Genomic DNA, 25,064 nt, shown 5'->3' on the forward strand with positions numbered 1-25,064 from the left:
AAGGGTGAAGGCAAGCCCGCGCCAGGCCAGCCGATGGGGCGCGAGCGCTGGCACCCGGCGCCTGGTGGCGGCGGGTGTCGGCGGTTACGAGGTGGTCAGTCTTTCCAGTACAGCGGGTGGCGCACCGTCACCTTGGTGATGGTGGCTGGCTGTTTCCAGATGCCCTTGAAACCTTGCGGCAGGACGAAGATGTCACCGGCCTGGTAGTGCTGCTGGGCACCATTGGCTTCGGTGATCTGCACCTGTCCGCTGATCAGCTGGATGACTTCGGTTTCGGGCCAACCGTGCAATTGCAGTTCCACGGGCGGGATTTCGCAAACCTCGACCGCGGCTTGTTCACCGGGGGCGGTGAAGGGCGAGAGGCAACGGTAGCGGTAATGGGTGCCGTTGAGCGCCGTATAGAATTCGGAGGTGTCCGGGGTGTTCACGGTCGGCACGCTGGCCGGAACGCTGCGCGGGATCGGCAGGGTGCTGGGAGATGGCGCTTCAGCGGCGCTGGCGTTGCTGGCGAAAACGGCCGAACTGGCGGCCACGAACACGCAGGCGAGGGGGATTGCGGACAGGCGAGACACGCGTATTGCCTCCTTGGCAACTCTTATTCTTCCGTGGGCTTTTCGAAAAAAAGCACGCGAAGATAGTCTGGTGGCAAAGCGATGTCAAACTGCCTGTGAGCGAGCTAGTCGAGCAAGGTATGACGCGCCTCGAGCCAGCGCTCGAAGCATTCGAAGGTGGTCACCGCGGCCTGGAGCGTCCGCGCCTCGCGCTCGGGCTGGCGGGCGAAGGCGCCGAGCCGCGCGAGGAAGCTGCGCCAGTGGCTGCCGGTCAGCGGGCCGTAGACGTCGAGAAAACCGCCACCGCTGTCAGCGTCGATACCCAGGCGCTTGGCCATGGCCTGCTTGAGCACCTGGCCGCCAAGGGTGGAGCCCTCGAGCACGTACATCACCCCCAGGGCACTGGCCTCGTCGTCGATCCGCGGCAGTTGCTGGCAGCGCGGCAAGGCTTCGACCTCGACGCCAAGCATGCGCAGGTCCCGGGCCAGGGCTGGTGTCTTGTCGCGCTCGCGCCCTTGGTAGTCGGCCAGGCTGGCCTCCAGTGGCGCGTGGAAGCCGTGATAGGCGACCATCAGGTCGCGGTAGCGTGCCAGGTCGAACCCTTCGCTGAAAAACGGCAGGCGTGCCTCCAGCCGTTTGTGGCTGGCCCGGGTGGCCTCGCGCAGGGCGAGCAGCAGCGATTGGGGCGTGTCAGGCATGGCGGAGGGTTCTGGGGGGGCGAGGGCTGATAGTGCCAGATCGCTCCCTGTTTGTCCTGGCGTGTCTTGTAGGGGCCGGCCTTGCCGGCGAATCCTCGCAGGCCGTCTCAGAACGCCAGCTTGTAGCCAATCAGCAACAGCATGGTCGCCAGGCACGGGCGCAGGACTCGGTCGGAGATGCGCCCGGTCAGGTGGCTGCCCAGGTAAATGCCCGGCAGCGAGCCCAGCAGCAGGTAGCCCAGCAGCGACCAGTCCATGTTGCCCATGCCGGCATGGCCAAGGCCCGCCACCAAGGTCAACGGCACGGCGTGGGCGATCTCGGTGCCGACCAGGCGGCGGGTGACCAGGAACGGGTAGAGCAGGAACAGCGCCACGGTGCCCAGGGCGCCGGCGCCGATGGAGGTGAGGGTGACCATCACCCCGAGGACGATGCCGGTGGCCACGGTCAGCACGTTGAGGGTGCGGTCGCTGAGGTGGTAGTGATCGCCCGCGTGCTTGCTGGCGAAGGCCTGCAGTTTCGATTTGAACAGGATCGCCAGGGCGGTGAGGATCAGCACCACCGCCAGGCCTTGCTTGATGATGGCGTTGAGCGCGGAGGTGTCGGTGTGCAGGGTGCTGAGGAACCACAAGGTCAGGGCCGCCGCCGGCACGCTGCCCAGGCTCAGCCAGCCGGTGATCTTCCAGTCGATGTTCTTGTTGCGGCCATGCACCCAGACGCCACTGGCCTTGGTGATGGCGGCGTAGAGCAGGTCGGTGCCCACGGCGGTGGCCGGGTTGATGCCGAACCACAGCAGGATCGGGGTCATCAGCGAGCCGCCGCCGACGCCGGTCATGCCGACGATGAAGCCCACGACCAATCCGGCAATGGTGAAACCGAAAGAACCTACATCCATACGCTACTCGACGCCCAGCTTTGCCCGTGATCGGATGCTGCCCAGCATATAGATTTTTTTATAGCCAAATAGACTTGTTCGTTATTAGGTTATAACCGCTCGCTGGTGGCATGCGCTTCTTCCTGTAGGAGCGGCCTTGTGTCGCGAAAGGGCCGCAACGCGGCCCCGGCGATCTGTGCGTCAACGCTGAAATCTTGGGGCCGCTGCGCAGCCCTTTCGCAACACTAGGCCGCTCCTACAGGGGAATGGGCCAGCATTGGATCTTCAGCGATCGGTCATCACCACCATCACTTCGGCATCGCCGCCATCCTCGCTCTCCGACAGGTAGATATGCCCGACCTGGCTGTCGAAATAGGCGGTCTCCTGCGGACCGATGCTCACCGCCTCGCCGGTCTCGAACTCGATACGCACCCGCCCGCTGATGACCATGGCGAACTCTTGCCCGGGGTGGCGAATGAAATCGTCGAACTGGCCGCGTTCGCGGGCGATGATGCGGGCATAGGCCGGGGTCATGCGGCGTTCCGGGAAGGCGCCGGCGATCGGGTAGTAGTCGTAGTTACCGGTGGAGTAACCCGCCACCGTGGCCAGCGAATCCACCACCACGGTGGCCGGTTGCACGGCGCCGCCTGGGCTGCTGGCGCGAAACAGCTGGGCGATGTCCAGGTTCAGCGCGCGGGCGACGGCGGCCAGTTTCTCGTAGCTCACCGACACCTGGGCCAGCTCCATCTTCGACAGGGTCGACAGCGGCACGCCGCTGTGTGCCGACAATTGCTTGAGGGTCATTTGCCGGCTCTTGCGCAACTGGCGCAGGCGCGCGCCGACGGCGCAGCGGTCGAGTTGGGGGCCGGTGGTGGGGGCGTCGGGCATCGGGGCGCTCAGGCAAGTCTTTGGTCGGGCATCTTAGCGTGTCGGCTTGCGCAATTCTAAATTCTCATATATTAGAATTCTCACAAATGATAATTATCCCAGCAGGAGCGCGCATGGGACCGATCCACGATACCTTGATCATTGGCGCCGGCATTGCCGGTGCCTCCTTGGGCTACCGCCTGGCTGGCCAGCGCCATGTGCTGATCCTCGAGCGCGAGGCGCAGCCGGGCTACCATTCCACCGGACGCTCGGCGGCGATGTTCATGGAGGCCTACGGCACCCCACAGATCCAGGCCCTGACCCGCGCCAGCCGGGCGTTCTACGCGCAGCCGCCGGCGGGGTTCTGCGAGCATCCGTTGCTGGAACCGCGTGGCTGCCTGTATGTCGCCAACCTGGAACAGCGCGACCTGCTGCACGCGACCTACGCGCAGAACCTGGCCAACGGCACCGCCGTCAGCCTGCTTGACAGCGCGGCGGCGCTCGCCTTGGTGCCCAGCCTGCGCGGTGAGCTGCTGGCAGGGGCGGTGCACGAGACCGACGCCATGGACCTCGACGTGCATGCCCTGCACCAGGGCTTTTTGCGTGGCTTGCGCCAGGCCGGTGGCGAGCTGCGCTGCAACGCCGAAGTGGTCCAGGCCTACTACCTGGACGACCTGTGGCATGTCGAGCTGGTCGATGGCAGCCGCGTGCACGCCCGGCAGTTGGTCAATGCCGCCGGGGCCTGGGCCGACCGGGTGGCCGAGCAGTGCGGGGTAGCCAGGATCGGCCTGCAGCCTTGCCGACGCAGCGCCTTCACCTTCCCCGGCCCGGCGCAGCACGACTTCGCGCGCTGGCCGGCGGTGATCGGAGTCGACGAGAGCTTCTACTTCAAGCCCGACGCCGGCCAGTTGCTCGGTTCGCCGGCCAACGCCGACCCGGTCGAGCCCCAGGATGCTGCCCCGGAGGAACTGGACCTGGCCCTGGGCATCTACAACATCGAAGCCATGACCACCCTCGAGATCCGCCGCCCGAGCCACAGCTGGGCGGGCCTGCGCTCGTTCGTCGCCGACGGTGACCTGGTGATCGGCTTCGACCCCGTGGCACCCGCCTTCTTCTGGCTGGCGGCGCAGGGCGGCTATGGCATCCAGTCTGCAGCCGGGGCCTCGCGCCTGGCCGCCGACCTGCTGCTGGGCCAGCCTCTGTGTGCCAGCCTTGTCCGCCAGGGCGTCGAGCCTGCTCGGCTGTCCCCGGCACGTTTCAGCCAACCTTCCATGGAGACTTCCCATGAGCAATGACATCCAGCGTTTTCCCAGCAGCCTGCCGTTTCCTTTTTCCCGCGCGGTGAAAGCCGGCGGTTTCCTGTTCCTGTCCGGGCAGATCCCGATGAGCGCCGGCGGCGAGGTGGTGAAGGGCGATATCCAGGCCCAGACCCGTGCCGCTTGCGAGCGTATCGGCGAGAGCCTGCAAGCCTGCGGCGCGCGTTTCGACCAGGTGGTGAAAGCCACCGTGTGGCTGTCGGACATGAGCCATTTCGCCGGTTTCAACGAGGTATACAAGGAATTCTTCGGCGCCGCGTTGCCGGTGCGTTCGACCGTGGCCTCGGCGCTGGCGCTGGGGGTGGATGTGGAGATCGAGGTGCAGGCCTATCTCGGCCAGGACAACTGACACCGTGGCGGCGGGCTTGCCCGGCGATCTCTGTATCGCGGGGCAGGCCGGCTGCCACGACGCCCTGCAACGACCCGATACAACAATAAGAACCAGAGGTGCACATGCAAGAGCAACTGAAGATCGCCGGCGCATTCGTCGGCGTGATCGTGGGCGCGGGCTTTGCGTCCGGGCGGGAACTGCTGTTGTTCTTCGTCGATTTCGGCCTGTGGGGCCTGGTCGGCGCGCTGGTCAGCGCCGCCTTGTTCACCTTCCTCGGCATGGCCCTGGCCGGGTTGGGCAACCGCCTGCGGGCCACTTCGCACAAAGCCGTCATCGAGGCCATCTGCGGGCGTCACCTGGGGCGCTGCGTCGACTGGCTCATCACCTTCTTCATGTTCGGTGTGACCGTGGTCATGCTTGCCGGTGGCGGTGCCTTGCTGGAGCAGCAGTTCGGCATTCCGGCGCTGGCCGGCAGCGTGCTGGTCACCGTGCTGGTGGTGGCCATAGTCTGCCTCGAGGCGCAGAAGGTGATGGTCGCCATCGGCGTGATTACGCCGCTGCTGATCCTGGTGGCGTCGGCCATCGCCTTGTACGCCGTGTGCACTCGCGGCCAGAGCTTCGCCGCCCTCGACCAGCTGGCCAGCCAGCAGGAGCCCGGCGCGCGGCATTGGTTGCTCGGGGCGTTCCTGTATGTGTCCTACAACATCGTCGCCGGGGCGCCAATCCTGGCGATCCTCGGCGGCTCGGCGCGCACGGGCCGGGTCGCGGTGCTTGGCGGCCTGCTCGGTGGCGCGGCGCTGGGCGGCTTGATGCTGGTGATGAGCGCGGGGCTGCTGTCGCGCCTGGACAGCGTCGCCGCCTTGCCGATGCCGATGCTGTCGATTGCCAGCGAGGTGTCGCCGTTGCTGGGGTTGCTGATGTGCCTGATCATCTTCGGCATGATCGTCAACACGGCCGTGGGCACACTGTTTTCGTTCCTGTCGAGGTTGCTGCCGGCAGGCACGGCGAAGTTTCGCTGGGGGGCGGTGGTGACCGGGGGCGTGGGCTTTGCGTGCAGCCTGGTGGGGTTCATCAGCCTGGTAGGGCAGGTGTATCCGCTGTTCGGCTACCTGGGGCTGGTGCTGATGGTGGCGGTGCTGGTGGGATGGCTGCGACGGGGCAAGGCGGGGAAGGTGGCGGTGGTTTGACCGGCGTCTTCGTCGGCAATGCCGGCTCCTACACGGGGTTGCTGTAGGAGCCGGCTGGCCGGCGAAACGGGCGGCTTAAATGCGGAAGCTGCCCACCAGCTGCTTCAGGCGCCCGGCCTGCTGGCTCAGGGCGTCGCAGTGGCGCAGGGTTTCGTTGAGGTTCTCCACCCCTTGCTGGTTCAGCGCGTTGATCTGGGTGATGTCCAGGTTCAGGCTCTCGACCACGGCGGTCTGTTCCTCGGTGGCGGTGGCCACCGACTGGTTCATGCCGTCGATCTCGCCGATGCGCTGGGTCACGCTGGCCAAACGCTCGCCGGCCTGGTTGGCCACCTGCACGGTCTGCTCGCTGGACACCTGGCTGGTGTTCATGGTGTGCACCGCTTCGCGCGAGCCCACCTGCAGGCTGGTGATCATGCGGTGGATCTCTTCGGCCGATTCCTGGGTACGGTGGGCCAGGTTGCGCACTTCGTCGGCGACCACGGCGAAGCCACGGCCAGCTTCACCGGCACGGGCAGCCTCGATCGCGGCGTTGAGCGCCAGCAGGTTGGTCTGCTGGGAAATGCCCTTGATCACGTCGAGGATCTTGCCGATCTCGTCGGTGCTGGCATTGAGGGTCTCGATTTGCTCGCACGACTCGCTGATGCGCTCGGACAGGGCGGTCATGGCGCTGATCGCTTCCTCGACCACCTCGCGGCCACCGTTGGCCTGTTCGCTGGCACCGCTGGCATGCTGCGAGGCATCGGCGGCGTTGCGGGCGATTTCCTGGGTGGCGGCGCCCAGCTCGTTGATCGCCGCGGCGACGCTGTTGGTGCGCATGCTCTGCTCTTCGGAGCCGGAGAGCGAGGCGTTGGAAGCACCGACGACTTTTTCCGACAGGTCATGCACCAGGCGGGTGGCCGACGATACTTCGCTGATCGAGGCGTGGATACGTTCGACGAAGCGGTTGAACGAGGTGGCCAGTTCGCCGAACTCGTCTTTCTGCTCCACGACCAGGCGGCGGGTCAGGTCGCCTTCGCCTTCGGCGATGTCCTGCATGGCGCGACCCATGGTGGTCAGCGGACGCATCAATACCGGGATCAGCAAGCTCAGCAGGCCTGCGATGACGGCCACGGCGATGAGCATGGCGATGATCGCCGAGGTGCGGAACTGGCTCAGTGGTGCGTAGGCCTTTTCTTTGTCGATCGACAGCCCGATGTACCACTGCGCCGACGGCAGGCCATCGACCGGGGCGAAGGAAATGATCCGGTCCTTGCCGTCCAGGCTGACTTCCTGGATGCCGGTTTCCACGCGCAGCGGCGAGCCTGGGTAGATGTCCTTGAGGTTCTTCATCACCCGGTCCTTGTCCGGGCTGACGATCACCTGGCCATTGCGGTCGACCAGGAACGCGTGGCCGATGCCGCCGAAGTCCACGGCGTTGATGATGTCGACCAGGGTGTTCAGGCTCAGGTCGCCGCCGACCACGCCGATCAGCTCGCCGCTGCCCTTGGCCTTGACCGGCATGGCGATGGTCACCACCAGGCCACCGACCGCCGCCATGTAGGGCGGGGTCAGCATGGTCTGGTTGGCGGCCACGGCCTGGGTGTACCAGGGACGCTGACGCGGGTCGTAGCCGTCAGGCATCTTGGCGTCGGGGCGCTGGGTGAACAGGCCGGTGTTCTGGCCGAAGTAGGTGAACTGGAAGTTGCTGGTGTACGACGGTTGGTCGACCAGGCCTGGCACGTTGTTGCCGGCGCCTTGCTGGGCGATGTCCTGGGCCAGGTTTTCCAGGACCAGGATGCGGCCGCTCATCCAGTTCTGCACGCTGCTGGCGGTCTGCGCGCCAGCCTGGCGCACCGACGACTCGATGTTCTGGCGGATGGTGTTGCGTTGCAGGTAGTCGTTGTACAGGGTGAACAGCGCGAAGGCCAACACAACGACGGCACACGCACTGAGCAGGATCTTGTGGCGGAATTTCAGGTTCATGTTTCGAGACCTTGAGCCGGTGAAAGGAGGGCGCCGCGCGCTTTTGGCACGCTTGGCAGGACCTGTTGCCACGGTTATCGGCCGCTTCTGAAAAATGTTGAAAGACTAAATGCCGCAGTTGTTGGCGGGTACGCCTTAGGGCTTGTAGGAAAAGTCTCCAAGCAACGTCAGCAAGGCGACCAGCGCCCGGGCGGCCTGGCCGAGGGGTTGCTGCTTGAGCCAGAACGCGTGCACGGGCAGTTGCAGTTCGTTGCGGGTGTTCTGGAACGCCAGGCGCACCAGGCGCCCGGCGGCCAGCGAGGGCGCGATCCGTGACAGCGGCAGGTCACCCCAGCCCAGGCCCGCCTCGACCATTTGCACGGCCAGGTCGAGGCTGTCGGTGCGCCAGTGCGAGGTGCCGATCAGCGAGCGAGGGTCGGACAGCGGCAGGTCGCGGCTGCGTACCAGGATCTGGCGCAGGTTGACCAGGTCCTCGAGGTGGCGGATACGCCCTTCGCGCAGGGCCGGGTGGTGCGGCGACAGGGTCGCTACCAGCGACTCCATGGCGATGAACTGGAAGCTGCGCCGCGGATCGACCTGCAACCCGGCGAAGGCCAGGCACAGGTTGGCCCGCCCGCTGTCGAGCAGTTGCAGGGCCTCCTCCTGAGGGGCCGCCAACAGCTCGATATCGAGCAGTGGATAGCGCTCGCCCAGGCGGGCGATGGCCGTCAGCAACGGGCGCTGGTCGATATCCGGCACCACGGCGATGGCCAAGCTGCTTTCCAGCCCACGGGACAGCTCCAGGGCATGCACTTGCAGCAGGCCCAATTGCTCGGCGATCAACCGCGCGTGCGGTTCCAGGGCCAGGGCCTGGGCGGTGGGGCGCGCCTCGCGCGAACCGCGTTGGAACAGGGCGTAGCCAAGCTCCGCCTCAAGGTTGCCAATGGCCATGCTGACCGCCGAGGGGACGCGCCCGGAGGCCCGGGCGGCGGCGGAAAACGAGCCGCGGTCGAGCACGGCGAGAAATAGCAGGATGGTGTCGCTGGAAAAGTTCATGGCAGTCTCCTTTCAGTAAATCTGAAAGGTGTCGACTTTTTCTGTCAAGGGAATTGATGCAATCTGCGCGCCTTTCGTGCAACCCGCAGCAAAGGTAAATCCCGTGCAAGGACTCAAACGCAAACTGGTCTACGTGACCTTCTATGAACTGATCGGCCTGTGCATGTCGACCCTGGGGCTGGCCTACTTGTCCGATACCGAGGCCTCGCACACCGGGCCGTTGGCCGTGATGATCACCACCATCGCCATGGCCTGGAACTTCATCTACAACAGCCTGTTCGAGTGGTGGGAAAGCCGCCAGGCCACGCGTGGGCGCAGTGTGGCGCGGCGGGTGGCGCATGCCATTGGCTTTCAGTTGACCTTGGTGGTGTACCTGATCCCGTTGATTGCCTGGTGGCTGGGCATGACGCTGCTGGAGGCGTTCCTGGTGGACCTGGCGTTCATCATCCTGATCCCGTGCTACACCTTCCTCTACAACTGGGCGTTCGACCGCATTTTCGGCCTGCCCACTTCGGCCATGGCGACTGCCTGACACAGTCTGTAGGAGCCGGCTTGCCGGCGAACACCGGCATGGCCGGTGCCATCCACCGCGTTGCCGGTTCGCCGACAAGCTGGCTCCTACGGGCATTGCAGGGCCGCAACCGGCGTAGGCACCGGCCCCGGCGATCTTTGCCAAGGGCTGAAATCCTGGTGCTGCCGCGCAGCCCTTTTCGCGACGCAAGGCCGCTCCTAAAGGAGCGTGTCGGCTTCGGATCAGGGCGCTCGATAGCCCAGCAAACTGTCCTCCACCTGGCCCGACAGGTAGTACACCCCGGCCATGGCGCCGCTCTGGCGGTTCTCCATCAACTCTTGCCATTCCTGGTTCAGCGCCACGTTGAGGATCACCCGCAACTGCTCGACCATCTGTGGCTGCTCACGGTCATGGGTGATGAGACCGTAGCCGGTCACCGCCACCGAGATCATCGCCCCGGCCGCCTTGCCCACCGCGGCGGCGATGGCGCTGGCCGCGCCGCGCGGCGCCAGCGTGGCACCGAGCTTCTCGCTGGCCTGAGTGGCCACCGACGACAGCCCCGCCTCGGTCTGGCCAGGGGCCTTGGCAGCCTGTTGGTGCAAGTGCTGGCGCAGTGCTTGCCAGGCCGGTTGTTGCTCCAGGGATTTGGCCCGCAGCAATTGATAGAGCGAGGCGTTGCGCGCCGACGGCGGGCCCAGGGCGATGATCGGGATGCGGTTGAGGCGCTGGCTGAACTGCTCGGGCGGGGCGTTGTAGCGTTGGATGATCGTCGGCAATTGCTGGCCGAGCAGTTGCAGGTACAGCTCGCTGGCGCGGTCGCGAATGCCTTCGGGGTTGATCTGCTCGGCCACCGGGTCGATCACCCGCTGGCGGTATTGCTCTTGCAGGTACAGGCCCAGGCGTTTCTCCGCTGGAACCTGGTCGTTGCCGCTGTTCATCTTGTACCAGGCCACCTTGAGGGTGAGCCATTGCTGGGTCCAGTAGCCGGTGAACCAGGGGATGAAATCGTTCTCGGTGCGTTGCTGCACCTGCTCTTTCCACACCCGCATCGAGCGCCGGGCATAGTCGTTGGCCGAGCCTGCGGCGGCAACCGAGGCTTCGACGATGTCCTGGTCGATGCGCTGCCACACGGCTGGCGGCAGGTTCTGCGGCGGCGGCGCGGCGGGCAGGCGTTTGCCAGCGCAGCCGGCCAGGGCCAGCAGCAGGCACAGCGGGACGATCACCAGGCTGGGTTTCACGCGGATGGCCTCCCAGGGAAGGGGCTATCGGCAGTATAGGTTCGTCCTGCTGGACGGGGCGCGGGACAAGCCCGCTCCTACCGGTACTGGGGGCAATACCGGTAGGAGCGGGCTCGCCCTGCGATGGGCCGCAGAGCGGCCCCCTTTGCAGGTTGGCAAGGCATGTTCAGCGCTCCAGTTTCAGGTGCAGCAATGGGTAGGGGTCGCCTTGGCCATCGACTTCGCTGCGCCCGACCTGGGCGAACCCGTGTTTCAGGTAGAAGTCCGCCGCCTGCGGATTCTGTTCGTTGACATCGACCTCGCGCACGCTCAGTTCCTCGATCACCTGGGCCAGCAACGCCTTGCCGATGCCCTGGCCCCGGCACGCCGGTTCGACGAAGAGCATTTCCAGCTTGCCGTCATGCACCCCGGCAAAACCCTGGATCTGCCCCTGGGCATCGTGCCAGGCCCGCAGTTGGACAAAGCCCAGGTACTGCTCGCGCACCAGCGGCTTCAAGCGGTCGATATAGCCCTCGGGCAGAAAGTCATGGGTCGCCCGCACCGAGGCTTCCCAGAGATCGGCGAGCCGATCGAAGTGTTCCGCGCCAACTGGCGCGATGCTGTGTTTCATAAGCCCTCCAAGGCTCCGTGGTGGAAACGCCGGGTAGGGTACGGCATTGCGCTATGCTCGGCACTTCTCTTGCGACCCTTGGAGCGCCGATGACCCTTGCCAAGGCCGATGCCCTGCTGCTGGTGGATGTGCAGTGCGCTTTCATGGAGGGCGCCGATGCGGTGCCCGCACACCTGGCCTTGCAGGCGAGCATCGCCCGCCTGCTGGCCCGTGCCCGCCAGGCCGGGGTGCCGGTGATCTTCCTGCAGAACGACGGTGTGCCCGGTAGCCCGGACGCCCCGCACAGTGCGGGCTGGCAACTGTACTTCGCGCCTGTTCGGGGTGAGCACCTGCTGTTCAAGAGCGAGGACGACGGCTTTCGTGAAACCGAACTGCACGCGCTGCTGATCGCGCTTGGCGTTCGCCGGCTGGCCCTGTGCGGGTTGCTTTCGGACATGTGCCTGGCCGCTACCGCGCGCGCCGCGCTGCAACGTGGGTTCGCCGTGCTGCTGCCCCACGATGCCCATGCCACCTACGACGTGCCACCGGGGCCGGGTGGCTCGCCAGGGGTGCCCGCCGCCCTGGCGGCGCGGGCGGCGGAGTGGTCGCTGGGTGACGAAGTGCAGATCCTGGCCGGGGTCGACGCCTTGACGTTCAGCCCGGCCAGTCTGGCTGGGGCTACTTGTCGGCGATGACGTTGGCCTGGAGGTTGCCGAAGGTGGTTTGCGGCTGTGTCGGGTGCCATCCTGGAGCGTTTGCGTGAAGTGCTCGTGACTAGCGCATCGCGTACGCCGGCGGCAAGGGCATCGTGGCAAGCGTTACCCGCAGTTGGTCTGATCGAGGTCGAGCTTGGCTTCCAAGCGGTCCAGGTGCTCATGCATCAGGGCCAGGGCGCAGGCCTCGTCGCCGCGCTCCACCGCATCGATGATCGCCGCGTGCTCCTGCCAGGCGCAGTGCTCGCAGCAGGGCGACTCATAGCGGGCGATGATCAGCGAGGTCATCGGCACCAGGCCATCGAGAAAGCGGGCCAGCGGTGCGTTGGCGGCCATCTGCGCCAGCTTCATGTGGAACTCGCCACCCAGGCGAATCGCCGTGCAGCGCTCGCCGTGCTCATGATGCTGGCGCTCGCGCTCGACCAGCAGGCGCAGTTGGCGGATCTGCGCTGGGCGCGCACGCTGGGTGGCCAGGCCGATCAGCGTGGTCTCGGCCAGGCGCCGGGCGCTGAGCACCTGGCGCGCCTGCTGTGGGTCGGGTGCTGCCAGGTGCGCGGTGTGGCTGGGGCGCTGCACCACCACCTGCTGGTCGGACAGCCGCCCGAGCACCCGACGGATCACCGTGCGGCTGACGCCAAAGGCATTGCCCAGCGCCTGTTCGGGCAGCGGGCTGCCCGGCGGCAGGCGTTGCTCGAGAATGGCGTCGAACAGCCGGGGGTAGATCTGCTCGGCCGACAGGCGGGTCTCGCCGACGCCGAGCAGGGCAGGCAGGCGGGGGGCACAGGCGCTCATGCTCGCTCTCCTTCTTTATTAAATGCCGGGGTGGTCGTCAGGGATGTTCAGGGCGATGCCCATGCGCTGGCCTTCGGCGAGGATATGTTGGCGCATCTGCAGGCTGGCCTGGGCGCTGTTGCGCTCGCGGATGGCACGCACCACCGCCTCGTTCTCGCTCAGCCGCGCGGCCAAGTGCTCAGGCGAGTTGCGCAGCATCTCGGCGCTCTGCTTGAGGGCATTGCTGGTCTGCTGCACCACGCTCTGGAAGATCGGGTTGGTGGTCAGCGCGAACAGCGCCTCGTGGAAGGCAATGTAGGCATTGACCCCGGCCTCGCTGTCCTGGGCCTCGAGGGCTTCGCGCATATCCATCAGGGTCAGGCGCAGTTGGCCAATGTCCTGGCTGCCGGCCGATTGCGCGACCAGGCCGGCGATGAAGGGTTCAAGGGTGTAGCGCAGCTCGAGCACGTCGGCCAGGCTGGCCGCGGCGACGGCTTCCGGCTCCTGGGCCTGGGCGGTGTCGGCGTCGAGCACCAGCACGCCCTTGCCCGGCAGCGAGCGCACCAGGCCCAGGGTTTCCAGCACGATCACCGCCTCGCGCAGGCTGGGGCGACTGATGCCCAGTTGTTCGGCCAGCTCGCGCTGGCCGGGCAGCATGTCGCCGCTGCGCCACTGGCCACGGGCCAGCGCCTGGCGGAGTTTCTCCACCACTGAGTTGACTACGGTTGAAGAGCTGATCACGGTTCGCTCCTTGGTTGACGCTGCATCTTTGCCGTTGGCGGGCCGGCGCGAGGCGCCGGCGGCCTGAGGCTTAGAATTCCTGTTGATGAGGTTGGCCCTGCTTGCGGGTGGTTGGGGCGTAGCCCGGTTTGTTGGCCAGTACATTGTTGGCCCGCTCCAGGTCGATATCCTTTTCCCAGCGGGCAATGGCCACGGTGGCGACGCAGTTGCCGATCAGGTTGGTCAGCGCGCGGCCGATGCCCATGAACCAGTCCACTGCCAGCACCAGCACCAGGCCCACCACCGGGATCGCCGGCACGGCGGTCAGGGTGGCGGCCAGGATCACCAGGGCCGAGCCTGGGATGCCGTGAGCGCCCTTGGAAGTCACCAGCGACACCAGCAGAATGGTCAGCAGGTCGGTCATCGCCAGGGGCGTGCCGGTGGCGTTGGCGATGAACACGATGGCCAGGGTCAGGTAGATGGAGAAACCGTCGAGGTTGAACGAGTAACCGGTGGGGATCACCAGGCCGACGGTGGAACTGCCGATGCCCAGGTGTTCGAGCTTGCGCATCACCTGCGGCAGCACGGCGTCAGAAGAGGCGGTGCCGAGGACGATGGACAACTCCTCGCGCAGGTACTTGATGAACGGCAGCAGCTTCAGGCCCGAAAGGCGCATGACGGTACCCAGCACGATCAGCACGAAGCCGGCGCAGGTCAGGTAGAACAACGCCACCAGCCCGCCCAGGTGCTGCAGCGAGCTCAGGCCGTACTTACTGGTGGTGAAGGCGATGGCGCCGAACACGCCGATCGGCGCCAGGCGCACGATCATGCCCATGATGCGGAAGATCACGTGGCTCAGCTCGTTGATCAGCCGCGAGATGCCCGAGGCCGACTCGCCCACCAGGTTCAGGGCGCTGCCGAACAGCACCGAGAACAGCAGCACCTGAAGGATGTTGTTGTCGGCGAAGGCGCCCACCACCGAGGTGGGGATCAGGTCCATGAGGAAGGTGGTGGTGCTGTGGATGTGCGCGCCGCGTTCGGCCAAGGCGCCGGCATCGCTGCTGGAGAGCTGGTCGAGGTGGATGTTGGCGCCGCTGCCGATGCCGCTGGTGAAGGCGAACACCAGGCCGATCACCAGGGCCAGGGTGGTCAGCACTTCGAAGTAGATCACCGATTTCAGGCCGATGCGTCCGACCTTCTTCAGGTCGCCGGCCCCGGAAATGCCGCTGACCACCACGCAGAACACGATCAGGCCGATGAGCATCTTGATCAGCTTGATGAAGCCGTCACCCAGGGGTTTGAGTTGCAGGGACAGGTCGGGGAAGCTCAGGCCGCAGACAACGCCAAGGGCGAGGCCGAGCACTACCTGGAGGAAAATCGAACGCGAACACCATTTGAGCATGGGAGGAGTCTCTGGTCGGTGTCCTTGCCCCCCAAGCCACACGGAGCGAAAGAGTGCAGGACTTAATTATTGTGGTCTTACCGGTTTGTTCACTGCGAGGGCCATGAAACGCCGAAATTTTCGACTTTGCAAGGCTTTTTGGCCTGACCGGTCTGACCAGTTATGGTGCATCGACACGGCACTTGCTCTAGGGTGGTACACGGCGGGATTTCAGGCTTTGGCCAGGACCTGATCGACGGCGGCGATCAATTTGCCCAAGTCCTTGGGCGGGGCGTTATGGATGACACCGAAGAGGTAGGCACGCTGCTCTTGCTCGTCGTCGGGTTCGACGAAGAAGGCTTTCGGTTTGACCCCCAGCGCCTCGGCGAAGCTCACCAGGGCCTCGATGCTGGGGGTATAAGTGCCGGTTTCGAAGCGGCTTATGGTCTTGGGGTCGAAACCGGTACGCTCGCCCAGTTGTGCCTGAGTGAAGCCCGCCAGTTTGCGGTAGCGGCGCAGGGCAGGGCCTAGACCTGTTCTCGTCATCGCTCAATTCCCATTTAGAATCAAGCACTTAACGATATATAGCGTTATAGCGCAACGCCATGATCCATCACCTTTATTTGCAAAATGTGATGGAGTTCGTAGAATTGGCCGCTTTGATTGATCAGTCATTCAAGTAATTGTCCAGGGCGATCCGGCCAACTGCCGGCCCGTGCGCAAGCGTTGTCGGACATTTGAACTGATCCACGATGAACGGTTCCGGCACCCCTGGCGTTCTGTCAGGCAGGTCGTCGGGCTGTGTATGAATGGAGTCTCAGCGTGCGTCAGAACCTGCCGGTCAACCCGGTCGAGCAAAGCTTTCCCGAGCACCAGCGGCTCATTTCGGCGACCGACACGGCCAGCTTGATCACCTACTGCAACGCCGAGTTCGCCGCCATCAGCGGTTACAGCCAGGACGAGCTGATCGGCAGCCCGCACAACCTGGTGCGCCACCCGGACATGCCCGAGGCGGTGTTCGAGCTGATGTGGCAGTACCTCAAGGCGGGTCATAGCTGGATGGGCATCGTCAAGAATCGCTGCAAGAACGGTAATTTCTATTGGGTCAACGCCTACGTCACGCCGATCCTTGAACAGGGCCGGGTGGTTGGCTATGAGTCGGTGCGGGTATGCCCGACCCGCGAGCAGGTCTCACGGGCCGAGGCCCTGTATGCACGTCTGCGCGAGGGCAAGGCAGCACTGTCGCCCGCGCGCCGCCTGGCCCTGCTGGGCCGTGCCCTGGCCGTGCCCCTGGCGGGCGGTGCGCTGGCCGTCGGCGCCAACCAGCTGTGGCCGGGCCTACCGGCGCAGGGGCTGACCCTGGCGCTGTTCGCCGGCATCGGCCTGTGGGCGCAGAGCCGCATGGGCCGGCACCTGCGGCGTATCGTCGAGGGCGCCGACAACACCTTCAGCGATCCGCTGGCGGCGCTGACCTACAGTGACCTGGCCGGTGCCGCCGGGCAACTGCAACTGATCCTGATCAGCGAGGAAGCCCGATTGAAGACCGCGCTCACCCGCTTGAGCGACCTGGCCGGGCAAATGGCCGGGGCTGCCCAGGATGCCGGGCGGCTGTCGCGCGGTACTGAGTCGGCACTGCTCGAGCAGCGCGCCGAAACCGACCTGACGGCCACCGCGATGACCGAGATGGCCGCCTCCATCAGCGAAGTCGCCGGGCATGTGCAACTGACTGCCGAACAGGCCCAGACCGCGCACCTGCTGGCCCAGCAGGGCAGCCAGGTGGCCGATGCCACGGGCGCGGCGATCCATGGTTTGGCCGATACGGTCGGGCAGATCAACCAGGCGGTCAACGACCTGGCCGGTCAGACCGGTGCCATCGCCGAGGCCGCCGGGATGATCCGCGCCATCGCCGAGCAGACCAACCTGCTGGCGCTCAATGCGGCCATCGAGGCCGCCCGGGCCGGCGAGCAGGGCCGCGGCTTCGCGGTGGTGGCCGACGAGGTGCGCGCCTTGGCCGACAAGACCCGCCAGTCCACCTTGCATATCCAGAGCATCATCGACAGCCTGCGCGGCGGCGCCGAACAGGCGGTGAGCATCGCCAGCCAGGGCATCGCCGGCGCCGAGCAAGGCGTGACCCAGGTGGCCCTGGCGCAGGAGGCCTTGCAGGGCATCCGCCACGCGGTGTCGCGGATCAGCGACATGAGCCAGCAGATGGCTGCCGCCGCCCAGGAACAGTCGGCCGTGGCCGAGGATGTCTCGCGGCAGATCAACGGCGTGGCCGGCACGGTCCAGCAGAGCGCCCGCAGTGCCAATGCCGCCGCTTCGCGCGGTACCGAGCTGGAGCAGGTCTGTGCCGGCTTGCGGGCGCTGGTGGAGCGCTTCAACCGCTAGGTTGCCAAGGTTATGGACGACAATTACCGCACGGCCGTGGATGCGGCCGCGATCTTTTCCGAGACCGACCTGCGCGGTTGCATCACCTACGTCAACCAGCAGTTCTGCAGCATCTCCGGCTACAGCCGCGAGGAGCTGCTGGGGGCCAACCATCGCATCCTCAATTCCGGCCTGCACGAGCCGACGTTCTTCCTCGACATGTGGCGCGCCCTGGCGGCAGGAAGGGTGTGGAAGGGCGAGATCTGCAACCGCGCCAAGGATGGCTCGCTGTACTGGGTCGATAGCACCATGGTGCCGTTGATCGATCCGCACACCAACAAGGTGCGCAAGTACGTGTCGATCCGTTTCGACGTCACTGAAAAGCGCCAACTGTTGCATACCCTGCAATGGCGCGTGGGCCACGATGTGCTGACTGGGTTGCCCAACCGCGCCTACCTGTCCGACCTGCTCAACCAGGCCTTGGCGTTCTCGCGTCGCGAGCGCATCCCGCTGGCGGTGTGCATGCTCGACCTGGACGGCTTCAAGGCGGTCAACGATGGCTACGGCCATGCCACCGGTGACCTGTTGCTGATGGAGGTCGCCCAGCGCCTGCAGAGCATTCTGCGCGGGGGGGATGCGGTGGCGCGGCTGTCGGGTGACGAGTTCGTGCTGATCCTGCGCCATATCGAGGGCCGCCAGCAGTTGCATGCGGCATTGCAGCGTATCCTGCACGCGCTGGCCGCGCCCTATGTGGTGCGTGAGCACGCGTTGCGCCTGAGCGCGAGCATCGGCGTCACCTTGTTCCCCCAGGACGACGAGGATGCCGACGCCTTGGTCCGGCATGCCGATCAGGCCATGTACGTAGCCAAGCAGCAGGGGCGCAACCGCTATCACGTGTTCGATGTGTCCCAGGCACTGGAGCTCAAGGCCACCCACCAGACCGTGGCGCGGGTGCGCCGCGCCCTGCGCCAGGGCGAGCTGTGCCTGCATTACCAGCCCAAGGTGAACATGCGCAGCGGCCAGATCATCGGTTTCGAGGCACTGCTGCGTTGGATGCACCCGTCCAAGGGACCGGTGCCGCCTGGAGAGTTCCTGCCCTTGGTGGAGCAGACCGATCTGATCGTCGAGCTGGGCGAATGGGTCATCGAGCAGGCGTTGGCGCAATTGCAGCAATGGCAGTTATCCGGGCGTGACTGGTCGTTGAGCGTCAATATCGCCGCCCGGCAATTGCAGCGCGGCGACTTCGCCGAGCGGCTGGCGCGCTTGCTCGAGCGCCATCCCGGTGTGGACCCCGCGCGCTTGGACCTGGAGATCGTCGAGTCGGTGGCCATCGACAACTTGCCCCGAGTGGGCCGCTGCCTGGATGCCTGTCGGGCGTTGGGCGTGCGTTTTTCCCTGGACGACTTCGGCACCGGCTATTCGTCGCTGAGCTACCTCAAGCGCCTGCCGGCGCAGACCATCAAGATCGACAAGTCATTCGTGCGCGACATTCTTCACGACCACGACGACCTGGCCTTGACCACCGCGGTGATCGGGCTGGCCCAGGCCTTCGGCCGCGCGGTGGTGGCCGAGGGCGTGGAAAGCGTCGAGCAGGGGCGGATGCTGATGGACCTGGGCTGCGAGCTGGCCCAGGGCTATGGCATCGCCCGGCCTATGGCGCAGGCGCAGGTGGCGAGTTGGGCGGCGGCCTGGCGACAGCCGCCCGAATGGCGCTAAGCCGTTATTGCTCCTGGTTCGGCGCGCGCAAGTGGGCCTGTAGCAGTGCCTCGGTCAAGTGCCGGACCAGCGCGGCGTCGGCACGTCGGCGCATGTCGAGCAGCACGCCACCGGCGCGCTCCAGCAGGCTGGGTTCGAACTGGGCGAATGCCACGGCGCTCAGGTCGATGCGCTGCAGCCTGCCCTGATGCCGCCAGGTCAGAGCGGGCACATCAGCGAACGCTTGCTGTAGGGCCTCGACGAAGGTTGTCGGGACCGGCGGGCCGGCATAGTCGCCGTCCATCCCGCCAGGGCTGGCGAGGGCGTCGAAATACTCCGAGGCCCCTGCCCATTGTTGGGTCAACCTCTCGAAGAGTTCAGGTGCGAGACGGCGCAGCCAGGCGGGCCAGAAGTGCTGGTCAACCAGCCAGTGGGCGAGGTTGTCGGCGTTGGCCTGGCCTTGCACGGCGGTTGCCAACCGTTGCAGCGTGGCTTCGCTCAGGCGTGCGAGGTAGTCGTAGAAGATCGCCGTGGGTTGCACCGGCAGGCCGAGACGTTGGCGCAGGTGCATGCGCGCATGCAGCACCATTTCCAGTTCGTCGAGGAGAAAATTCGGCTCGCTCAGTTGCGTGTCGCTGATGTCGTCGTCCTGGTGCAGGGACGGCGGGTCAGTGGCCTCGGCCAGGGCTCTACGGCGCGCCACGCGCCCCTGGAAGAGCTCGCCGATGCGTGCGTCAAGCAGGCGTTGGCGATAGAGGCCGGCCACGGTCGCCACCGCGACCTCTTCGTTGCTGGCCCCGGGTGCGGCCTGGGACACGGTCTGCCAGAGCTGTACGTCGGTCTCGATCTGCTGGAACAGCAGGCTGGCCTGGTCTACGCAGTGTTGGCCGGCATCGACGAGCAGGTCATTGACCTGTTGTTGCAACTGCGCCTGGCCCCAGCCTGCGTCAGTGACAAGGGCGCGCAGCACGTGGCGCATGCGCAGGTCGAAAGCGCTGGGACTCTGCTGGTACTCGGCCGTGCCGGGGAGGCGCTCGTACAGCGCGTGCAGCGCTTGCCAGCGGTGTTGCTGCGCGGATTCGGTCACCAGTGTCTGCAATTCGACAGGCCATTGCCGCGACCACTCCCCGCTGGTGCGTGGCGATTGATGAACTTGGAAGCCCGCTTGTTCCAGGCGTTGTTGCGCGGCAGCGCTGAAGGGGTTGTTGTCGAAGGAATAGGCGAACTCGGGCAGGTTCTCGGCAAGGGCCCGGGCGTAGGCGCTGCCTTGTAGGGGCGGTGCGTCGACCAGGGCATTTGCGCTCAGGTCCAGCTGGCGCAGGGCGGTGGGTTCCTGGAACATCAGGGCCGTCAACCCTCCGGGCCAGTGGCTGATGTCGGTGTTCTGCAGGTCCAGCTGGACCAAGGCGTTCCAGCCAGTCAGATCGGGGGCTAGGGATAGCGGGTTGTCGTATAGGTGCAGGACTTCCAGGCGGTTGAGGCCGGCCAATGCGGCCCGGCTCGCGTCGTTCAGCACGATGTCGTTCTGCCCCAGTTGCAACCTGCGTAGTGCGGGCCAGCGCTGCAACGCCTGAAAATGTTCCGTGCCAAGGGCCAGATCGTTGAGGTCGGCTTGCAGCCAGTGCAGTGAGGGCAGTCGGGCAAGGCGGTTCAGGGCGGTGACCGGCAGCCCTTGCACGGCGTCGTTCAGGTTCAACTGACGCAAGGTGCTCAGGCGCTCGAGGACGGCCAGGTTGTGTTCATCCTCCAGGTCGAGATTGTTCGCGCTCAGGTCCAGGGTCAGCAGCTCGCTCATTTCGCCCAGTTCCGTGGGCAGTTGAGCGAGGGCGTTCTCGCCAAGATCGAGGTCGCGCACCCCGGGAAAGGCCCTCAGGAGCTCCCCGAGGCCGGTATCGCGCACGAGGTTGAGGCCATTCAGGGTCAATTGGCGGACATGGGGCAGGGGGACGGGCACCGCCGGTAACTGGTCGAGTTGGTGAAGCTCCAGGGTCAGTACCACATGGTCGATGTCGCCATTGGGCTGATCCGGGTCCTCTCGACGCCAGGCGCTGCGGATACGCTCGGCTACGGCCTGACGCTGGGCACGTCGTTGCTCGAACAGGCCTACCGCAATCCCCTCGGGGTCATGCACCCAGCGCTGCAAGGCCAGGTCCAGGCGTTGGTAGCTGGCGCGCAGCCGCTCGAGCAGCCGGGCAAAGGCACCGGGGCGATCACCGGCTTGGTAGCGCAGACGCAGGCGCAGCATCTCCCGGTCGCGCCCGGGGTTGGCCGGGAACAGTTGATCGAACTGTTCGTCGTCACTCAGGCGCCCCCTGCCGCGGCCACTCAGGCGGTAGCCCAGGCGTGGATCGCCTGGCAGGCGCGAAGGCAGTCGATACTGCGGGCGCACCGGGGCCAGGCCCAGGTCCGTGGCGCTTTGCTGGCGATCGCCGGCGGCCAGGTCGAACAAGCGGTCGCGCAGTTCCTGGGTATCGTGGATAGCGAAGCCCAGGGCATCGCGCTCGCTGTCTGGCAAGGTGTGCAGCAGGGCGTCGAACAGGTTGCTGCGGCTGCTCAGCGCGCTGCCGCGCTCGTCGTAGGCGGCATAGCCTTTTGCCGTTCTGACGACGACCTTGGTCGGTGTGGCCAGGGGGCCGGCGCGATTGACCACCGCCCCGCCAGGAAGCCCTTCGCGTAGCTCGATGCCCAGGGTCGCCGTCCATCCGGGTAGGCGTTGCAGGTTGGCGAAGACCAAGCTATCGCGATCGATCCGCGCGCCGCTGGCCGTGTGGAAGCCGCTGAGCGCCTTGTTGATGCGCCCGTCCCGGAGGAACAGGCGCGCGGTTTCGGCGATGGGCAGGGGTAGGCGCCCGGTGCGTTGCAGTTGCAGGAAGTCCCGGGCGCTGGCCTGTGCCAGGATCTGCTCGCGAGCTCTTGGGCTCAGCCCGGGGAAGTCGCGTGCCAGGACTGATGCGACCTGCGGCTCGCCAGTGAGCGGCAAGGGCAAGCCGCCGAAGGCTTCCAGGCTATCGAGCAGCAGGGCCGGCAGCGGTTGGTGGTCGAGCAGGGCTTTGCGCAGGAGTGCGCCGTCGTAGCCACTGCAGCGCAGAGCCTGAGCCAGTTGATTGCTGTCCAGGGTGCCTGCGGCAGGGCCGAGGCGTTTGAGCAGGGTGCTGGTATCCCAGCTCAGTGGCCGGTCATGCTCGAGTAGCCAGGTGCCCTGACCATTGCCCTGTAGCCGCGGTGGGTGCCCCAGCCGATGGGGGGAAGCCAGCTGCCAGTCATGCTTTGCCGAGCGTTGCAGCGCCAAGGCCGTTGCGTCCCGTTCGAGCCAGGCTTGGCCCTGCCAGCGGCGCAGGCCCTGACTGTCGTATGGCTGGCCTTCAGGCCAGGGGCGAGGACGGGTGAACGGCGCCAAATCGGCGGGCCAAAGGCGCTCGTGAGGGCCATCGCCGATGCGCTGCCAGTCGTGCAGAATCCCGGCCGGCTCGATGAAACCGCTGGCGGCGCCGATGGCGGCGAACTGTGCCAGGCTTTCGAACACCGCGAACAAATGGCCGATGGCGGCGTCCGCATCGCCCTGGTTGGCCGCGTGCACGCCGTCGAGGAATTCGTCGACCAGTTGCGCGCCACCGACCACCATCATCACTTCACTCAACCCCGGAACGAACAGGGCGGCGACATTCAGCAGCGTAAGGCCCGCGCTCAGCCAGCCCTCGATACGTGCCAGCTGGGCAGCCGCATCACGCTTGGCCACTGGCACCGCGAGGACGGCGGCATCCGCCAACTTGCGTTCGACGCGGGTGCGGGCCCGTTCGCTGAAGGCATCCTTGCGCCAGGGCGTGTGGGTGAAATGCAGGCGGGTGTTCTTGTCCAGGGTTTCCTGCCAGAGGTCCGTGGGCGATGGGAACAGGCGGTGGAGCCAGTCGAAGCGCTCGCCCGGTTCAAGTACCGGCGGGGTGGGGTGCAGTTGAGTGTAGGGGTAGCGTGGATAGAGGCTGGCGCGCAGGCGGGCGCTGAAGCGGGGTTGTTCGGCCAGGCTCACGTAGCGCATGAAAAAGGTGCGCTCCTGCTGCTGCCACAGCAACTGCGTGAGCCAGGTTGCCGCTGCTTGCAGTGATGGGTGCTGACGCAAGGGCTCGCGGTTGTGCCCTGGCAGGTACAGCAGGCAAGCGCCGAGCTGGCGTCGCGGGTCGAGATGAATCAGCAGCGGACCGTCGAGCGGGCAATCGAACAGGCTCAGGAAGCTGCAATGCAGCGACGCCCGGGCGGAATCGGCAAGGCCTGACAGCACGGTCTCGCCGATCGCCGCGCCAAGGCCGTCCACATGCCCCTGCAGGTGAGCCATGCTCAGGGTCGCGGCGAATGCCGCATGGTCCTGTTGGCGTAGCAGGTCGCGCAGGGTGCGGGTGTCGAGGTGTTCGGCCAGGTGCTGGTGATAGCGTCGGCCCAGGTCGAGGTTGCGCACGCCGGCGACGAAGCGTCGGGCATCCAGGCTGGAGCGGTGTATCACCTGGGCATCTTCGTACAGTTTTGGTTGGGCATCGGCGTCGAAGTTCTGCAGGGCGGCCTCGAGCCAGGTGGGGTCGCGGCCCAAGTACCAGACCCGGGCATGATCGATGGCTGGCAGCACGGCATCGGGGTACCAGTGGCGCAGGGCGTCTTCGAGCAGAGGGCGACAGAAGCTGGCCACGTCCTGCACCGGCGCCAGCGCATGGGCCAGTTGGCGGGTGCTGGCATGGCTGCGGCGGATACGGTGTTCAAGGGTGCGTCGTTGCGCACGGGTGGCCTGGGCCAGCCAGGCCGGCAGGCGGCGTTGGATGAAGGCCAGGTGCGGGGAGAGGGGGGCATCGGTCATCGCTGCTTTGCGTCTATGGATGGAAAGCAGCGAGGCTAGCGTCACGAACAGGGGCGGCTCGGGTACATAATTGATACCTGGCCGGCGCGGCCGCGGTCAGGGTTGTGGCGCGGTGCTTTTCACCGCCGCCAGCTCTGGATGAGCCACCAGCTTGTCGATATGCAGTTCGTCGTTGTTCATCCAGGTTTCGGTCAGCACCCGGTAGTGCTCCATGTCCCGGCAGCGCATGCGCAGGCTGTAGTCGAAGTGGCCGCTGATCAATTGGCACTCGTAGACCTGCGGGCAGGCCCGCACGGTCGCCTCGAAGGCCCGCTGCGCCGAGCGACCGCTCTGGTTGGACAGGGCCACCAGCACCAGCAGCGACAAGCCCGGGGACACCTGCTGCAGGTCGATGATCGCCCCGTAACCGCGAATCACCCCGCGCCGCTCCAGCTTGCGCACCCGCTCCAGGCAGGGCCTGGGCGTCAGGTGCACGAGGGTGGAGAGCTTTTCGTAGGTGATCCTTCCTTGGTGGCGCAGCACGTCGATGATGGCTTCATCGATGCGATCCAGCGGTGCTGCGACGGGTGTGGTGGCCTTGATATCCATAGGCGGCGTGACTTCACTTCAGACGATTGGAGAGGAACTGCCGCAGGCGCTCGCTCTGTGGCCGGTCGAGGATTTCGGCGCTGCCGTGTTCCTCGACCAGGCCCTGGTGCAGGAACAGCACCTGGCTCGAGACCTGGCGGGCGAAACCCATTTCGTGGGTGACCATGAGCATGGTACGTCCTTCCTCGGCGAGCGTCTGTATCACCTTGAGCACTTCGCCGACCAGCTCCGGGTCCAGCGCCGAGGTGGGTTCGTCGAACAGGATGATCTCTGGCTCCATGGCCAAGGCCCGGGCAATCGCCACGCGCTGTTGCTGGCCGCCGGAGAGGAACGCTGGGTACTGTTCGGCGGCCCGCGCCGGCAGGCCGACCTTGTCCAGGTACTTGCGCGCCCGTGCCTCGGCTTCGCCGGCGCTTACGCCCAGTACCTTGCGCGGCGCCAGGCAGATGTTCTCAAGCACCGTCAGGTGGCTCCACAGGTTGAAGTGCTGGAACACCATGGCCAGGCGCGTGCGCAGGTTCTGCAACTGGGCCGGTGGCGGGGTGCGGGTGCCGGGGTGGATCTCCAGGGTCTGGCCGTCGAGGGTGATGCTGCCGGCATTGGGCTGCTCGAGGAAGTTGATGCAGCGCAGGAAGGTGCTCTTGCCCGAGCCGCTGGCGCCGATCAGGCTGATCACGTCACCCTTGCGCGCCTGCAGCGAGACGCCCTTGAGCACCTGGTGCTCGCCGTAGTGCTTGTGCAGGCCCTCGACGCTGAGCTTGATCGCGCCAGTGTGGGCGTAAGCCCTTGGGGCCTGGGCGAAGGTGGAAAGTGGCAGTGCGGTAGCAGTCATGAT

22 protein-coding genes and 2 pseudogenes are annotated in these 25,064 nt (G+C 66.1%); 8 read left to right on the plus strand and 16 right to left on the minus strand.

The genetic code is table 11. The features are described from left to right. Nucleotides 1-95: 95 nt before the first annotated feature. The 4 genes from ACODS5_RS14705 to ACODS5_RS14720 form a co-directional block, all read right to left on the minus strand. Nucleotides 96-572, minus strand: coding sequence for a cupin domain-containing protein (locus ACODS5_RS14705; RefSeq protein WP_489109010.1), 477 nt, complete (start codon nucleotides 570-572; stop codon nucleotides 96-98). A gap of 104 nt (nucleotides 573-676) precedes the next feature. Continuing rightward, on the minus strand, nucleotides 677-1,249 hold the full coding sequence (locus tag ACODS5_RS14710) for a biliverdin-producing heme oxygenase (RefSeq protein WP_134690133.1): 573 nt from the start codon (nucleotides 1,247-1,249) through the stop codon (nucleotides 677-679). A gap of 107 nt (nucleotides 1,250-1,356) precedes the next feature. After that, entirely contained in the window at nucleotides 1,357-2,142 is a 786-nt protein-coding gene (locus tag ACODS5_RS14715; RefSeq protein WP_134690134.1) for a sulfite exporter TauE/SafE family protein, read from the minus strand. Nucleotides 2,143-2,406: 264 nt separating this feature from the next. After that, the gene (locus ACODS5_RS14720; protein ID WP_134690135.1) at nucleotides 2,407-3,009 is read right to left on the minus strand and encodes a helix-turn-helix domain-containing protein; all 603 of its coding nucleotides are present in this window, start codon (nucleotides 3,007-3,009) and stop codon (nucleotides 2,407-2,409) included. Between the two features lie 113 nt (nucleotides 3,010-3,122). Here ACODS5_RS14720 and ACODS5_RS14725 point away from each other — a divergent pair, with 113 nt between their 5' ends. From ACODS5_RS14725 to ACODS5_RS14735, 3 genes are all read left to right on the plus strand, one after another. Continuing rightward, a complete protein-coding gene (locus ACODS5_RS14725; RefSeq protein WP_134690136.1) occupies nucleotides 3,123-4,283 on the plus strand; it encodes an NAD(P)/FAD-dependent oxidoreductase in 1,161 nt (386 codons plus the stop codon). Then, nucleotides 4,273-4,653 carry a RidA family protein gene (locus ACODS5_RS14730; protein WP_134690137.1) on the plus strand — a complete coding sequence of 127 codons (381 nt, stop codon included), beginning with the start codon at nucleotides 4,273-4,275 and terminating at the stop codon, nucleotides 4,651-4,653. Before ACODS5_RS14725 ends, ACODS5_RS14730 begins: the two co-directional genes overlap by 11 nt. A 104-nt stretch (nucleotides 4,654-4,757) precedes the next feature. After that, on the plus strand, nucleotides 4,758-5,822 hold the full coding sequence (locus tag ACODS5_RS14735) for a YkvI family membrane protein (RefSeq protein ID WP_134690138.1): 1,065 nt from the start codon (nucleotides 4,758-4,760) through the stop codon (nucleotides 5,820-5,822). Nucleotides 5,823-5,897: 75 nt separating this feature from the next. Here the strand turns inward: ACODS5_RS14735 and ACODS5_RS14740 are convergent, their stop codons facing one another. The 3 genes and pseudogenes from ACODS5_RS14740 to ACODS5_RS14750 all read right to left on the minus strand — a co-directional run bounded on the left by ACODS5_RS14740 (nucleotide 5,898) and on the right by ACODS5_RS14750 (nucleotide 8,819). Beyond that, nucleotides 5,898-6,638: a methyl-accepting chemotaxis protein gene (locus ACODS5_RS14740; RefSeq protein ID WP_372239487.1), complete on the minus strand. Its 741-nt coding sequence runs from the start codon at nucleotides 6,636-6,638 to the stop codon at nucleotides 5,898-5,900. A 114-nt stretch (nucleotides 6,639-6,752) separates the two neighbouring features. Beyond that, nucleotides 6,753-7,784, minus strand: a pseudogene (locus ACODS5_RS14745) (HAMP domain-containing protein); the annotation flags it as partial. 135 nt (nucleotides 7,785-7,919) lie between these two features. Continuing rightward, a complete protein-coding gene (locus tag ACODS5_RS14750; RefSeq protein WP_489109011.1) occupies nucleotides 7,920-8,819 on the minus strand; it encodes a LysR family transcriptional regulator in 900 nt (299 codons plus the stop codon). Nucleotides 8,820-8,922: 103 nt separating this feature from the next. On the opposite strand from ACODS5_RS14750, the gene ACODS5_RS14755 reads away from it, so the two are divergent. Next, on the plus strand, nucleotides 8,923-9,351 hold the full coding sequence (locus ACODS5_RS14755; RefSeq protein ID WP_134690141.1) for a PACE efflux transporter: 429 nt from the start codon (nucleotides 8,923-8,925) through the stop codon (nucleotides 9,349-9,351). A gap of 221 nt (nucleotides 9,352-9,572) precedes the next feature. On the opposite strand, the gene ACODS5_RS14760 is transcribed toward ACODS5_RS14755, so the two are convergent. Both ACODS5_RS14760 and ACODS5_RS14765 read right to left on the minus strand, forming a co-directional pair. After that, the gene (locus ACODS5_RS14760; protein WP_489109012.1) at nucleotides 9,573-10,568 is read right to left on the minus strand and encodes a hypothetical protein; all 996 of its coding nucleotides are present in this window, start codon (nucleotides 10,566-10,568) and stop codon (nucleotides 9,573-9,575) included. Between the two features lie 166 nt (nucleotides 10,569-10,734). Next, nucleotides 10,735-11,178, minus strand: a complete 444-nt coding sequence (locus tag ACODS5_RS14765) for a GNAT family N-acetyltransferase (protein ID WP_489109013.1) — start codon at nucleotides 11,176-11,178, stop codon at nucleotides 10,735-10,737. 89 nt (nucleotides 11,179-11,267) lie between these two features. Between ACODS5_RS14765 and ACODS5_RS14770 the strand changes: the two genes are divergently transcribed. Next, nucleotides 11,268-11,852 (plus strand): isochorismatase family protein, encoded by a 585-nt coding sequence (locus ACODS5_RS14770; RefSeq protein WP_489109014.1) that lies wholly within the window; start codon nucleotides 11,268-11,270, stop codon nucleotides 11,850-11,852. 123 nt (nucleotides 11,853-11,975) lie between these two features. On the opposite strand, the gene ACODS5_RS14775 is transcribed toward ACODS5_RS14770, so the two are convergent. The 4 genes from ACODS5_RS14775 to ACODS5_RS14790 all read right to left on the minus strand — a co-directional run bounded on the left by ACODS5_RS14775 (nucleotide 11,976) and on the right by ACODS5_RS14790 (nucleotide 15,288). Then, nucleotides 11,976-12,662 carry a GntR family transcriptional regulator gene (locus ACODS5_RS14775; RefSeq protein WP_489109015.1) on the minus strand — a complete coding sequence of 229 codons (687 nt, stop codon included), beginning with the start codon at nucleotides 12,660-12,662 and terminating at the stop codon, nucleotides 11,976-11,978. An 18-nt stretch (nucleotides 12,663-12,680) separates the two neighbouring features. Next, nucleotides 12,681-13,382: a FadR/GntR family transcriptional regulator gene (locus tag ACODS5_RS14780; RefSeq protein WP_489109016.1), complete on the minus strand. Its 702-nt coding sequence runs from the start codon at nucleotides 13,380-13,382 to the stop codon at nucleotides 12,681-12,683. Between the two features lie 70 nt (nucleotides 13,383-13,452). Further along, complete coding sequence (locus tag ACODS5_RS14785; protein ID WP_134690149.1) at nucleotides 13,453-14,763, minus strand: C4-dicarboxylate transporter DctA; 1,311 nt, start codon at nucleotides 14,761-14,763, stop codon at nucleotides 13,453-13,455. A 210-nt stretch (nucleotides 14,764-14,973) separates the two neighbouring features. After that, on the minus strand, nucleotides 14,974-15,288 hold the full coding sequence (locus ACODS5_RS14790; RefSeq protein WP_134690150.1) for a helix-turn-helix domain-containing protein: 315 nt from the start codon (nucleotides 15,286-15,288) through the stop codon (nucleotides 14,974-14,976). A gap of 276 nt (nucleotides 15,289-15,564) precedes the next feature. Here ACODS5_RS14790 and ACODS5_RS14795 point away from each other — a divergent pair. The 3 genes and pseudogenes from ACODS5_RS14795 to ACODS5_RS14805 form a co-directional block, all read left to right on the plus strand. Then, nucleotides 15,565-15,846, plus strand: a pseudogene (locus ACODS5_RS14795) (PAS domain-containing protein); the annotation flags it as partial. 174 nt (nucleotides 15,847-16,020) lie between these two features. Then, complete coding sequence (locus tag ACODS5_RS14800) at nucleotides 16,021-17,130, plus strand: methyl-accepting chemotaxis protein (protein ID WP_489109022.1); 1,110 nt, start codon at nucleotides 16,021-16,023, stop codon at nucleotides 17,128-17,130. A gap of 12 nt (nucleotides 17,131-17,142) precedes the next feature. Next, nucleotides 17,143-18,825: a putative bifunctional diguanylate cyclase/phosphodiesterase gene (locus ACODS5_RS14805; protein ID WP_134690152.1), complete on the plus strand. Its 1,683-nt coding sequence runs from the start codon at nucleotides 17,143-17,145 to the stop codon at nucleotides 18,823-18,825. Nucleotides 18,826-18,829: 4 nt separating this feature from the next. Here the strand turns inward: ACODS5_RS14805 and ACODS5_RS14810 are convergent, their stop codons facing one another. From ACODS5_RS14810 to ACODS5_RS14820, 3 genes are all read right to left on the minus strand, one after another. Further along, complete coding sequence (locus ACODS5_RS14810; protein ID WP_489109017.1) at nucleotides 18,830-23,641, minus strand: dermonecrotic toxin domain-containing protein; 4,812 nt, start codon at nucleotides 23,639-23,641, stop codon at nucleotides 18,830-18,832. Nucleotides 23,642-23,737: 96 nt separating this feature from the next. Next, nucleotides 23,738-24,229, minus strand: a complete 492-nt coding sequence (locus tag ACODS5_RS14815; protein ID WP_489109018.1) for an Lrp/AsnC family transcriptional regulator — start codon at nucleotides 24,227-24,229, stop codon at nucleotides 23,738-23,740. Nucleotides 24,230-24,242: 13 nt separating this feature from the next. Further along, nucleotides 24,243-25,061, minus strand: coding sequence for an ABC transporter ATP-binding protein (locus ACODS5_RS14820; RefSeq protein WP_256660233.1), 819 nt, complete (start codon nucleotides 25,059-25,061; stop codon nucleotides 24,243-24,245). Nucleotides 25,062-25,064 lie beyond the last annotated feature (3 nt).

The sequence above is a fragment of the Pseudomonas sp. FG47 genome (assembly GCF_057809115.1).